At 58.5% G+C, this 13,501-nt stretch carries 9 protein-coding genes; 8 read left to right on the forward strand and 1 reads right to left on the reverse strand.

Annotated elements, in window-relative coordinates; translation table 11 throughout:
- The 5 genes from IT585_05750 to sucD form a co-directional block, all read left to right on the forward strand.
- The coding region (locus tag IT585_05750; protein MCC6962737.1) for a magnesium chelatase at positions 1-173 on the forward strand (173 nt) is incomplete at its 5' end.
- Between the two features lie 124 nt (positions 174-297).
- A complete protein-coding gene (locus tag IT585_05755; GenBank protein MCC6962738.1) occupies positions 298-2,664 on the forward strand; it encodes a hypothetical protein in 2,367 nt (788 codons plus the stop codon).
- Between the two features lie 186 nt (positions 2,665-2,850).
- Positions 2,851-4,563, forward strand: coding sequence for a S8 family peptidase (locus IT585_05760; protein MCC6962739.1), 1,713 nt, complete (start codon positions 2,851-2,853; stop codon positions 4,561-4,563).
- Positions 4,564-5,126: 563 nt separating this feature from the next.
- The gene (locus IT585_05765) at positions 5,127-6,317 is read left to right on the forward strand and encodes an acetate--CoA ligase family protein (protein ID MCC6962740.1); all 1,191 of its coding nucleotides are present in this window, start codon (positions 5,127-5,129) and stop codon (positions 6,315-6,317) included.
- 1 nt (position 6,318) lies between these two features.
- The gene (sucD, locus tag IT585_05770; protein ID MCC6962741.1) at positions 6,319-7,185 is read left to right on the forward strand and encodes a succinate--CoA ligase subunit alpha; all 867 of its coding nucleotides are present in this window, start codon (positions 6,319-6,321) and stop codon (positions 7,183-7,185) included.
- 196 nt (positions 7,186-7,381) lie between these two features.
- Here sucD and IT585_05775 read toward each other — a convergent pair whose 3' ends face one another.
- Positions 7,382-9,511 carry a hypothetical protein gene (locus tag IT585_05775; GenBank protein ID MCC6962742.1) on the reverse strand — a complete coding sequence of 710 codons (2,130 nt, stop codon included), beginning with the start codon at positions 9,509-9,511 and terminating at the stop codon, positions 7,382-7,384.
- Between the two features lie 344 nt (positions 9,512-9,855).
- Between IT585_05775 and IT585_05780 the strand changes: the two genes are divergently transcribed.
- The 3 genes from IT585_05780 to IT585_05790 all read left to right on the forward strand — a co-directional run bounded on the left by IT585_05780 (position 9,856) and on the right by IT585_05790 (position 13,321).
- Positions 9,856-10,863 (forward strand): asparaginase, encoded by a 1,008-nt coding sequence (locus IT585_05780; protein ID MCC6962743.1) that lies wholly within the window; start codon positions 9,856-9,858, stop codon positions 10,861-10,863.
- A 1-nt stretch (position 10,864) separates the two neighbouring features.
- A complete protein-coding gene (locus IT585_05785) occupies positions 10,865-11,404 on the forward strand; it encodes an HD domain-containing protein (protein ID MCC6962744.1) in 540 nt (179 codons plus the stop codon).
- 522 nt (positions 11,405-11,926) lie between these two features.
- On the forward strand, positions 11,927-13,321 hold the full coding sequence (locus IT585_05790; protein ID MCC6962745.1) for a tryptophanase: 1,395 nt from the start codon (positions 11,927-11,929) through the stop codon (positions 13,319-13,321).
- The last annotated feature ends 180 nt before the right edge of the window (positions 13,322-13,501 follow it).

Raw genomic sequence — 13,501 nt, forward strand, 5'->3', positions numbered from 1 at the left:
ACCTGCTCCGTACCGCCATCAGCAAACTCGGCCTCTCGGCGCGCGCCTACGACCGCATCATCAAGGTCGCCCGCACCATCGCCGACCTCGAGGGCTGCGACAACATCACCGTCCCCCACATCTCCGAGGCGATCCAGTATCGCAGCCTCGACCGCAATCTCTGGATGGGGTGAGTCTGCCGGCGTCGGGGCAGACCATGATCCGGCACCGAAAAAGGGCCTTGACCAGGTTGATCGGGGCGATTAACCTTTATATAAGGTGGAATAACAGGCACATATAGTCAGGGAGGGTTGAACTATGCCACAGGTGCTTCGTATCCTGCTCGGCGTATTTGTCCTTGTCGGATTGATTCTGGGAATTCCTCAAGTTGGCAATGCGTCCCCGGAAGTCGTCGCCGACGCGGCAGCCTCAAAAGTCATCATGGACGATCTTTACACTTACGGGCAGTTCGGCACCGGCATTGGCACCGGCGAAATTGTCTGCGGCGACTTCGATCATGATGGAGACAACGAAGTCCTCTGCAACGCAATCTCGTATGCCGGAAATTACTGGTATATTTTCGAGTATCACAGCGCGAGCAACAACTACGAGATCAATCGACTTGGACCGGTCTATTCCAAGCGCATCGTACATCTCGTTGTTCGCGCCGGCGTTTCCGGTGAAGGCGATTTGATCTATGTCGGTCTGGAGAACGGCGAGGTCATCGTGTACAATGCCGTGACGCTCCGCGAGATCGATCGCCTGATCACCCCTTCTTATGGACTCTCGCGAATGGCGATTGGAGACGCCGACAACGACGGCAGCGACGAGTTGGTCGTCACCAGCAGCTTTTACGGCTATCCGAGCTCTGCATACACTTTCGTGTATGATCTGATCTCGCTCGATCTCGAGTTGCAGATTGAATACGGTGGCTCTGACCTCGCGATCGCCAATGTCGATGTCGATGCCGACAATGAGCTTGTGCTCAGTTCCGGCTTCGTGCTGCAAGTGAATGGAGATGACGTCGCAGTCGAGTGGGAGTATGCCCCTGGCTTCGGTGATCAGATCGGTCTGGCCGATATCGATGAAGACGATAAGGCGGAGATCGTCGGAAGCGCCGGTTGGTACTACATAACCAGCTACGACGTCGACCTCCAGTCTCCCGTGTGGCAGATCGCCGCGTATCTCGATGTAGCTGACATCCAATTGTACGATGTTGAGGGCGACGGCCAGATCGATTTGCTTGTTGGCGACGGCCAGTGGGGGAGCATTCATTGCTTCGAGACGCTGGATCCCAATCACGACGGTGTCCTGACCGAGAAGTGGAGCGTGGCTAACCCTGAACACGGTGTTACGGATGTCGGTGTCGGCGACAGCGACAATGACGGTGAATTGGAATTGCTTTGGGGGGCGGGTTACTCTTCGTCAGGACCTGACTACCTGTTTGTCCACGACTTGCCTTCGCTCGCCTTCCAATGGAAGAGCCAACCCATTGAAGGTCCCTTTCGGCAAATTGCCGCTGGGGACCTGAACGACGACGGACTCGAAGAGCTGGTGCTCCTTCCGGGAGAATTCAACTATGTCACTAACGGTGGGGAGTTCCTCGTCTACTATCCTGCTACGCAAACGCTTGTACCGCATCCGCTGTCATACCCGGTGGTGGCTTGTCGGATAGCAAACGTAGACCAAGAACCGGCAGAGGAACTTTTGCTGACAATCGGCGGATGGCTGGGTCCAACGATACGGATATTGGACGGGACAAACTTTGCTATGGACCGGGAGATCCAGTTCACCTCGTTCGACGGCGTCGCCGTGGGAAATCTGATCGCTCTGGACGCCGGAGATGTCGATGCTGACGGTGTGCTCGAACTGGTGGCAACCGACCGGAGCTACTTGTATCAGATCGATCTGCCTTCCGGCAGTATCGAGTGGCGGAGCATCCACCTGGAGGGATATGGTGACGTCGAATTGCATTTAACCCAATTTGATGACGATCCAGCCCAGGAAATCGTGCTCCTGGCAAACTCGCTTTACGTAATCGACGGTGCCTCTCATCAAATGTGGCAGTCCGCATTCTCCGAGTACAAGCTGATGGATTTGACGGATGTCGACGGCGACGATCGCCCCGAGATCGCGGTGATTGAGACGCCCGGGACAATCACGGCGATCGACGGCGCGACCCATCTTGTGGATTGGAGTGGCAGCGGCTTTCCAACCACCTCACACACCCTCAAGTTCTTTGACTTTGATCTCGATGGCCTGAGTGATGTCTTGCTCGATCTCTCCGGCAGGCTCCAGATCTGGAACAACACCGCACAATTACTCATGTGGGAATCCGAGCAGTTGGCAACGAATCTTTCCGTCTTTCAAGGCGTCGCGGTCGGCGACTTCGACAGCGACGGGCTCCCCGAAATCGGCGCCACGATCAATCATCGATTTGATCACTTTGAAGTGTCGGCAATCAGGCCCTTGAGCTGCGGTGATGCCGATGGCGATGGGATCATCGCGATTGGCGACATTGTGTATCTGATCAACTTCCTGTACGTAGCCGGTGCTGCGCCCCACGATCCCACGGGTTCGGACGTGAACTGCGACGGCCGCTTGAATCTGACTGACGCCGTTTACCTGGTCAATTTCATATTCAGCGCCGGTAACACACCCTGCAGTAATTGCCCATCGCCATAGCTGGCCCGTTTCGCATATCTACATGCCCGCCAGGCGCCCACCTCTGCGGGAATGACGCTCTCTCCCCTCTCCCTTTGGGAGAGGAGTCGGGGGTGAGGGCTGGGCAGTTTCAATTATCTCGCACTTACTTGAACGATTTCCACCCTTGCCGCGTAACAATGAGTGATGTTTCTTCAGGGACGACGCATGAAATCAATCTTTCGCGCTAATATCTCGATCAAGGCCAGCCTGCTTGCCGCGATCTTCGGACTTGTCGCTGTCTTGATTCTCACGAACGACAGCCTGCGCAGCCAATCCAAAATCCGCATCCCGAAGACCATGTTGACTGAAGACTCCGTCAAGGTCTGGGTACTCTTCACCGACAAGGGCGAGACCACTGCGACACCGTCCCGCAAGGCCGCTATCTCGTCTGCTGCGATCCAGCGGCGTGACCTGCGCGGCACGAACGCCGCCACTGATGTTCTCGACCGCGAGGTCAGCCGCGTTTACATCGACCAGGTGCGCGCCCATGCTTTGCGCATCGTTCACCCGTCCCGCTGGCTGAACGCCGTCAGCGCCTATGTTACCCCGGCGCAACTGGATGACATCGCGCAACTCGATTGCGTGTCCGAGATCCGTCCCGTCGCCCGTTTCACCCGACCGGAGGAACCGATTTCTCCGGTGAGCGCGGAACTCCTTCGCCCGACAATTCCGTATCCGACCTTTTACGGCCCGTCCTACGCCCAGTTGAACTTGATTCAAGTCCCGCTCCTTCACGATCTCGGTTACACCGGCGTAGGCATCCGCATTCTCATCCTCGACACCGGCTTCAATACCGAGCACACGGCGTTTCTTGCCACCGATATCGAAGCCACTTGGGATTTCATCAACAACGATGAAGATGTCATCGATGCCGCTTCAGCGAGCGACGGCCAGCAGGCGCACGGCACGGCCACCCTCTCGTTGATCGGTGCTGCGGAAGAAGAGAAGGCGATCGGCGCAGCGTACGAGGCCACTTTTCTGCTGGCCAAGACCGAGGTCTATGGCAGTGAGACCGCCATCGAGGAGGACAACTGGGTGGCCGGTATTGAGTGGGGCGAGTCGCTCGGCGCCGATGTTGCCTCCAGCTCGCTGGGTTATGTCGACTGGTACGAGTACGCCGACCTTGACGGCAACACCGCCCTCTGCACGCAGGCCGCCGATATCGCCGCCTCGCTCGGCGTGATCGTCGTCAATGCCATCGGCAACGGCCAGCGGCTGTCGACATTCCCGACCTTGATCGCACCCTCCGATGGCGACAGCGTCATCGCCGTCGGCGCCGTCTCAAACGGCGGTGATATTGCGTTCTTCTCTTCCAACGGTCCCACCGCCGATGGCCGCATCAAGCCCGATGTTTGCGCGCAGGGCACCAGCAACTACATCGCCAGTCACGTGGGCGGCTACGGCCTGGGGCAGGGAACTTCCTATTCCACGCCGCTGGTCGCCGGCGCCGTCGCACTCCTTCTGCAGGCACATCCCGAGTGGAAATTCGGCAACCTCTATCGTGCTCTGACTCTCACCGCCACGCGTGCCGCTGCTCCTGACAATGTCTACGGCTACGGCATTGTCCGCGCACTCGAGGCACTCAACTACGATGGTTCCGCCCCCAAATTCATCAAGGGTGTAACTGCCTATCCGAACCCCTTCGATGATTTCGTTGAATTCGACTTCGAGAGCCCGCCGGCCGGCACGGTCGAAATCCGCATCTACACGGTTGCCGGCGAGAAAGTCGCCACCTTGACCCGCCCGGCCTCCGATCCGTTGCCGCTCAAATGGCAAGGCCGCAACGATTCCGGCGAGGAGGCCGCTCCCGGAATCTACATCGCCTACATCTCCGCCCCCGGCCTCTCCGAAACCCGGAAGATCTTCAAGACTCGCTGATCTGCCGTCGAACCTTGTCAATTCTACATGAAGTAACTCGACTGTAGTTCCGTCTTCAGTCGGACTTTCTCGACGCCGTCAGGAATCCGCTAACTCGCGCCATCAGGATCCCTTCCTACAAGCGTCGAGGCAGGTCTTGATCCCGCGCATCACCACGATCGCCACATCCCCTCGCTCTCCCGCGCGGGATTGTGACCTGCCGCCCACTTGACCACCGACGGCCACGAATCTTTGACGTCCCCGCTCTACCTGCCAATAAGAGATCCCCATTAGCAAAGAGCTCTTCATTCACGCTGGATTCCCGCCTCCGCGGGAATGACGCTTCCTCCCCTCTCCTCCTGGGAGAGGGGCCGGGGGTGAGGGCTGCTTGCGCACCATCGACCGCGACATCCACCGCCCCCGCCGGCCCGATTCCCCCGTAGGTCGGGGGTGAGCGCGCGCCCCCCCTTGTGAAATCCGTCACATTTTCGATTTGACTTGATAAATCCACTCTTGTATTCTTCCCTCCGTGGACGCGGCCAATTCCCGCGTCCTCGCATTTTACTGCTTTGTGAGGAGTCCACATGCGCCTTTACGAGTATGAGGCCAAAGAGTTGTTCGCCAAGTTTAGGATCCCGATCAGCGCCGGCAAACTTGCCCAAACCCCCGCTGATACCGTCAAACTGGCCACCGAAATCGGCTACCCGCGCGTTCTGAAATCGCAGGTTCTCACCGGCGGCCGCGGCAAGGCCGGCGGGATCAAGATCGTCAATTCCGAATCCGAGGCGAAAGCCGCCGCCGACGCTTTGTTCAAGCTGACCATCAAAGGCTTTCCGGTCACTCGCGTTCTCGTCGATGAGAAGCTGAATATCACCCAGGAATACTACCTCGGCGTCACCATCGACCGCGCCAACTACAAGCTGGTCATGATCGCCTGCGCCGAGGGCGGCGTCGACATCGAAGAGACCGCGGCCAAGTCGCCGGAGAAGATCCTCAAGCTCGCCTTCGACATCGATGACGACTTCATGTCGTTCCATGCCATCAAGGTCGGTCACTTCCTCGGCTTCCAAGGTGACCAGCTCAAGGCGTTCATCCCGATCGCGCGCGGCTTGTACAGCTTCTTTGTCAAGTATGACGCCAAGCTCGCCGAAATCAACCCGCTCGTGCGCACCGCCGACGGCAAACTCATTGCCGCCGATGCTCGCGTATCCCTCGATGACGACTCGCTCTTCCGCCACAAGGATCTGCAGGACATGGGCATCGAGAAGCGCCATGAAGAGGGCGAAATGACCCCCCGCGAACAACAGGCCCAAGCCTGGGAAATTCCTTATCTCGACCTCGACGGCGATATCGGCATGTTCCCCGGCGGCGCCGGTTTCGGCATCATGGGTAACGATTTCATCCAATACTACGGCGGCAAACCGGCCAACTTCATGGATTCCGGCGGTGGCCCGACACCCGAACGTCTCGCCAAGATGCTGATCCTACTCGACGAAAACCCGCAGGTAAAGGCCATCTTCGGCGCCCGCTTCGGCGGCATCAGCCGCTGCGACGACTTCGCCAAGGGCGTGCTGATGTTCCTCAAGGACCACGGCCTTTCCAAACCGATGGTGATGCGCTTCACCGGCAACATGTGGAAGGAAGGGATGCAGATCTTCGCCGACGCCAAACAGGAAAATCCCAAGCTCTTCGAGAAAATCGAATACCACGGTATCGAAACGCCGATCGAGGAAATCGCCAAACGGGCCGTCGAACTCGCGCGGGAGGTGAAGTAACATGGCAATCCTGGCTGACAAGAAATCGCGCGTGATCGTGCAGGGCATCACTGGCGGCGCCGGCTCATTCCACTGCAAGCGCATGAAAGCCTACGGCACCAACATTGTCGCCGGCACCTCGCCCGGCAAGGGCGGCTCGAATGTCGAAGGCGTTCCCGTTTACGATACCGTCGAGGAGTGCGTCAAGCAGCAGGGCGCGGACACTTCCGTGATCTTCCTGCCGGCGCAATTCGTCAAAGAGGCCGCGATTGAGGCCATCTACGCCGGCATCAAATTCATCGTCGTCGTGCCGGAGCATATCCCGATTCTCGACATGATGAAGGTGCGCAAAGAGGCCCTCAAATTCGGCGCGACCGTTCTCGGCGGCAACACCGCCGGCATCATCACCCCCGGACAGGCCAATCTCGGCATCATGCCCGATATCGCTTTCAGACCCGGCCGCGTCGGCACGGTGAGCCGTTCCGGCTCGCTCACTTATTACATCGCCGACACGCTCACCCGCGAAGGTTACGGCGAGACTACCTGCGTCGGTCTCGGCGGCGACCCCGTGCTCGGTTCGACCTTTGATGAAATCCTCTGGAAGTTCGAGCAGGACCCTGAGACCAAGGCGGTCGTCATGGCCGGTGAGATCGGCGGCGTTTACGAAGAGCGCGCCAAAGACACGATCAGCAAGATGAAGAAGCCGGTGGTCGTCATGATCGGCGGCGTCTTCGCGCCTCCCGGCAAGCGCATGGGCCATGCCGGCGCGATCGTCGAAGGCAATATGGGTACCGCGGAATCAAAACTGAAGGTCCTGGAAAGTGCCGGCGCCCACCGCGCCAAAACCTTCCTCGACATCCCGCGCATCCTGAAGTCGCTGGGAGTATAGGGAGAACAGCCGAAGTCGTGATTCCCGCGCAAGCGGGAATCCAGCTTCCGGCGCCGTCAGGAATCTATTCCTGACGGCCAGACACACTGGAGGTCAGGATCCCCGCGATCCTGACGCAAGACCAAGATCCCGCCCAAAACAACGATGCCCCGTCATCTGACGGGGCATCGCCATTATCTTGAACTCGCCGTCGCTTCTACTGCCGACACGGCGCCGGTCCGCCTCCAAATATCCACATGATCAAATTGACCGCATCCGAAATCGTGACTAACCGATCGCAGTTGACATCCGCCGATCGATAGGGCAATGGTTCCGGACCGTCACTGAAGATGAAGTTGATCATGAAGACCGCATCGGAGACGCTGGCTTCCCCGGTGTTGTCGCAGTCTCCGTTCAGAATCACCGGCGCCGGAGCCTCGAGCACATACAGGCTGCCGTTGGCGTAGAGGAACAAGTTGCCGCCCTCAAACTCGATCGCCTCACCGCGGTCACCGTAGAAGTTGGTTGATACTTCTTGCGGATACCACGGGCTGTAGAGATCCACGATTGACAAACTCCTCGCGCCGGTGAAGACATAGTCGCCGTCTATCACACTGCCGTAGGCACGTCCGTTCATAAGATACTCACTACCGACCTTGACCGGCGTCGCTGGCGAACTAATATCGATGACATCAAAGTGACCGCCGCCCTCGATGAGGCAGAGGTAGTCCCCGGCAAGCACTATGTCCTTGCCCTGCGGGCTGTAAGCGCTGACGTATTCACCAAGCTTGACCGGTGCCGACGGGACTGTGACATCGACGAAAGAAACGGTACTGGTTTGCGCTCCGGTGAACCAGTGAACGAACAACGTCTTATCTCGCATCTGCATGCTGGTGGTATACTCCATCCCCGGCTCCGAGTACACCATCTCCGCCACCGGATGGAGTGGATCGCTGAGATCGATGAACTGAACTCCGGCGCCGCCGGTAGAGTACGCGCGATCGCCGTCAATCAGGACATTCATCGACAAATATGGCTCGACGACTCGGCCTGTAAGGACCGGGTTCGCCGGATCGCTGATGTCGAGCGCGTTAATGGCCTCGCCGTCGGCCACGTAAGCAATGCCGTCCTCCAGTTCAACACTCCATGCGCCGTACCCCGGTGGATACCACGAGGCCAACATCTGCGGATGTGCCCGGTCGGTGATATCCGCCAGAATCAGGTGCCCACAGGCGATCGCCGCCAAATTGCCCCTGACATCAATATCGTGCGCCCACGAATAGATGCCCTCGTAACTACCGATCAGCACCGGGGCCGCCGGATTCGTCGCACTGAATATGCTGATCTTGTTCAACAACTCGAAATACAACTGGTGTCCAACGGCCATCGCGCCCCACGACTGGGTTAGCACCGATCCAACTCGCACCGGCTGGGCCGGATTGTTGAAGTCAATAACCTGGACGTATTCGTTCTGACCGCGCGTGCCATAGACATTCGCATCAATTACATCGATTTGTCCATACAGGGGCCCGTTGAAGGCGCCCAGCCGTACCGGAGCTGCTGGCGCGCTGATATCGAGGGCCACGATTTCGTTGGTGTCCTCGCCTGTGCGATCGACCACATAAAGCCGATCGCCTTCACCGGTCAGATACTCCGCGTCAACAAACTCCGTGTAGGTGGTCACGGTTGTCGGAGCGGTCGGAACCGAAAGGTCGACGACCCGTACGTCCGCACCCTCGATTGTAAAGAGCTTGTCACCGCGCATCACGCCGCGCCAGCCGCTGGTTCGGTACTGCATGGCCACCGGCTGCGGCGCCGCTGGGTTGGAGATATCGACAACTGCGATATTGCCCAAATCAAGAATGACCAGATACTGCCCGTAGTTAATGAAGCAGTAGCCTAATGATTCCAGCTGGCACTCGCCGCTGATCACGGGCGCCGCTGGATTGCTGACATCCACCGAGACCAAATATCGCTCGGTGCCCGTTCCACGCCGAATCAAGTACACGTGCGTGCCGGAAACACCGATGCCATTACTGTAGATGCCGGCATCGAAGAACACCTGGGATGCCACGACCGGCGCCAAGGGATCACTGGCATCAACAATGAAGAGCCCCCAAACCGCCAGGCAGTAGATGATATCGCCGTTGACCGCAAACGTCTCCACGTAGGGCAGTGCCAGATGGCCCACGACATTGACAGGATACCGTGGGTCAGTTGCAGCCGGCAGAAGCCGTTCTTCGCTCGCGGCTGACGGCCCCGGCAGTAGAGCCTCACCGGGAAGCAGTACGGCCTGCAGTTGAACGAAGAAAACCAGGATCAGTAACGGCAGAAGCAAGCGTCTCATGATTGAACCTCCCATTTAACATTGATTTCCAAGCAATCCCTTACCGGCCACTCGGCTCTGTTGCCGCGCTCTGATGAGGTTCGAAGTCGAATAGCCGCCTCGGTGCCGCTATCTCGTTCCTTTGAGAATTGTTTCAAAATCGTTGAGTTACAACACCATATTACAGCAATTCTCAAGATCCGTCAAGAGCATTTTCGACTTGTCGCTGCCCAGGCCGGCGCATTCGCCGTTCGATTCCGTTGCTTCCGCACCGCGGATCGCTTATGTTGGCGTCGCTTTCAGGCTCCCGTCGGAGGTAAGACTACCCCCGAATCGGGACCAGACTTGTAACCAAGAAGGACCCCATGTCCGAGATTTTAGCCTCCGTTTTTCGCAACACATCCGTCGAGTCGGTCCATTACGGCTCGATCGTTGTCACCGACAACAAGGGCACCGTCCTGTACTACTGCGGCGACCCGGAATTGGTCACGTACACGCGCTCGTCAATGAAGGCATTCCAATTCCTCGCCGTCTACGAGTCCGGCGCCACCAAACGCTTCGGTCACAACCTGCAGCAAATCGCCATCATGCTCGGCTCGCACAACGGCAGCGAACTGCATCAGAAGGTCGCCAAATCGAACCTCGACCTGATCGGCCTCGACGAATCGTACCTCAAATGCGGCACGCATCTGCCGATCGAATTGCGCAACCAGGGCGAAGTCCCGGTTGCCGGTGTCAAGTACTCGCCGCTCGCGCACAACTGCTCCGGCAAACACTCCGGCCAACTGGCGCTCGCCGTCCACATTGACGACGACGCGCACAACTACATCGATCCTGAATCGAAGACGCAAGTCATGGTGCGGCAGGCGATCAGTGAAGCCTACGATTATCCCGCCGACCAGTTCGGTCGCGGCACCGACGGCTGTTCGCTGCCGAACTACGCTCTGCCGCTGCGCAACATGGCCAAAGGCTACGCGAATCTCGTCACCCGGACTGCCGCGTCACCGTTGCGCCGCGAAGCCTATGGCGTCGTCATCGACGCCATGACCGAGCACGCCCTGATGGTCTCCGGCAATGGCCGCAGCGATCTGGCGATTACCGAAGCCGGCAAGGGCGATGTCATCCTCAAGATCGGCGGGGAAGCCGTCCAGGTGGTCGGCGTCATCTCCAGGGGTCTCGGCATTGCCATCAAGATCGCCGACGGCAACTCCCGCGCACTGGCGCCGGTGATCTGCGAAGTCTTGCGCCAGCTTGGAGTCCTCGATGATGCCGCCGTCAAATCCCTCGGGACTTTCGCGCGTACTCCCCTTTACAATGATCGCAAAATTCTCATCGGCGAAATTGTGCCGACGTTTAAATTGCAGAAAGGTTGATATGAAGGATTTCCTGAAATCCAAATTCCCCGAGCTGAACCAGATCAAAGACACCAAGCTTCGCGAGGGCGTGCTCAATGTTATGATCGAGGCCGTCGAACTCAGCGGGTTCTCCCAAGCGGAACTCGAGCAGGTGCCGTTCACGCTGCTGATCCCCGGCACGCCGATTTCGCTGATTACCCACACCCGCGCCGTGCTCGACACCGCCCTCCGCGCCGCCGATTCGCTCGCGCAGTTCTTCGGCGATCGCATCCCGGTCAATCGCGACTACCTGATCGCCGGCGGCCTGCTCCACGACATCGGCAAGTTCGCCGAGTACAAGAACGACAACGGCAAGTTCGGCAAGTCCGACTTCGGCAAACTGGTGCGCCATCCGTTCTCCGGTGCGGCGCTCGCGATGAAACACGGCTTGCCGCCCGATGTCGTCCATCTGATCGCGACTCACGCCGGCGAAGGTGACAAGGGCTATCGCACCCCGATGTCGATTATTTTGCACCACGCCGACTTCATCAACTTCGAAGCCCTCGGCGGTAAGCTTTAAGCTCTCATTCGCTCCCAGCATACAAACTGCATCACCTCGTTCCCCTCTCCCCCTGGGAGAGGGGCAGGGGTGAGGGCTTCCTCTCGCCGCCGGTGGGATAGACATTCCTGTCTGGCACTCTTTGCTGTGACCCACACCGACAGACAGGGACGTCCGTCCCACCATCGCACTTCCAGTTGCGTCGATTCTTGATTTCGCGCGGAATCCCTGGAATCCGCAAACTATCGGCGGTATCCAGCTCGAAATTGTGAACCGACGCGCCTCAGTTTCTGGGCAATCACAACCCATGGGACAGCCTCGAAATCACCATCCCCCCAGCGGCGGTCCGACTTCTAAACTCCCCCTCGCCTCTGGTGGCGGGGCAGGGGTGAGGGCCTTTACGAGCAGCCATTTTCCCCGTCCAATTCGCATGACTTTCCCCTCCATGATTGCTATATTCAACGGACTATCCCTCCCCCTTCCAGCAAGGGGGCGAGTACTGTGTTATCCCGCGGCAGGCGGGATTCAACTTGGGAGCCGATGATGGAACATTTTGCCGAGCCCTACCGCATCAAGGTTGTTGAGCCGATTAATCTGATCTCCCGCGAAGAACGCGAACAGCGCATCCGCGAAGCCCATTTCAACATTTTCAACCTCAAATCGCGTCACGTCTTCGTCGATTTGCTCACCGACTCCGGCACCAGCGCCATGAGCGACAACCAGTGGGCCGGCATGATGCTCGGCGATGAAGCCTACGCCCAATGCCGCAACTACGAGAATTTCGAGGAGGCGCTCCGCGACATCTTCGGCTTCAAACACTTCATCCCCGTCCATCAGGGTCGCGTCGCCGAGAACCTGCTATTTTCCACGATTGTTAAACCCGGTGACTTCATCATCAACAACACCCATTTCGACACCACCCGCGCCAATACGATGCACAAGGGCGGTATCCCGGTCGACATCCCCTGCAAGGAAGCCCGCGACCCGCACTCGCAATTTCCGTTTAAGGGCAACATGGACGTCGCGAAACTGGAAGACTTCATCCGCGAGAAGGGCGCCGCCAAAATTCCGGCCTGCTTCATTACGTTGACCAACAATTCCGCCGGTGGCCAGCCGGTCTCGCTCGAGAACATCAAGGCCGTGCATTCAGTGCTGCAAAGATTCGGCGTGCCGCTCTATTTCGATTGCGCCCGCTTTGCCGAGAATGCCTATTTCATCAAGACCCGCGAGCACGGCTACGAAAACAAATCGATCAAAGAAATCGCCCGCGAAATCTTCTCCTACGCCGACGGCGCGCTGATGTCCGCCAAGAAGGACGGCCTCGTCAACATGGGCGGCTTCCTCGGCGTCAACGACTCCGAACTCGAGCAGAAACTGACCAATCTCATGATCCTGATCGAGGGCTTCCGTACTTACGGCGGATTGGCCGGACGCGACCTCGAAGCAATTGCGCGCGGCATCTACGAGGCGCTCGACGAACGCTATCTCGAGTTCCGCACCAAGCAAGTGAAGTTCCTCGGCGATGAACTGATGAAACGCGGCGTGCCGATCATCGAACCCGCCGGCGGTCATGCCATCTTCATCAATGCCGGCGAGTACCTGCCGCACATCGAGCCCAAGGATTTCCCCGGCCAATCCCTCGTCGTCGCGCTCTATCGCGAGGGCGGCATCCGCGCCTGCGAAATCGGCTCGATCATGTTCGAGACCAAAGACCCGCTCAGCGGCAAGCAGGAATACGCGCCCTACGAGTTGGTGCGTCTCGCGGTACCGCGCCGCGTCTACACCAACGCGCACCTGATGCACGTCGCCGTTACGCTCGAGAAGATCAACAGTTACAAAGACAAGCTGGTCGGCTTCGAATTCGAGTACGAAGCCCAGTATCTCCGCCACTTCACCATGAAACTGCGCGAAAAATCCACCGTCAAAGCGAAGGTGTAGGGGGAGCTGTCGACCGAAACCCCGGTGGCAGATTCTCGAAATCGCGGACGTATCTGCTGGATTGCCGTCGCATCAGGTCCTCTCGTGCGCCGCAGACGCTGCAAGAACTACGACACAAGTCCGCTAAAGGCGACCTGACAGCATCCTGGTGGGTTAGACATTCCTGTCTGACATTCCCGC

The organism is Candidatus Zixiibacteriota bacterium, assembly GCA_020853795.1.
In the GTDB taxonomy this organism is placed as follows: domain Bacteria; phylum Zixibacteria; class MSB-5A5; order CAIYYT01; family CAIYYT01; genus JADJGC01.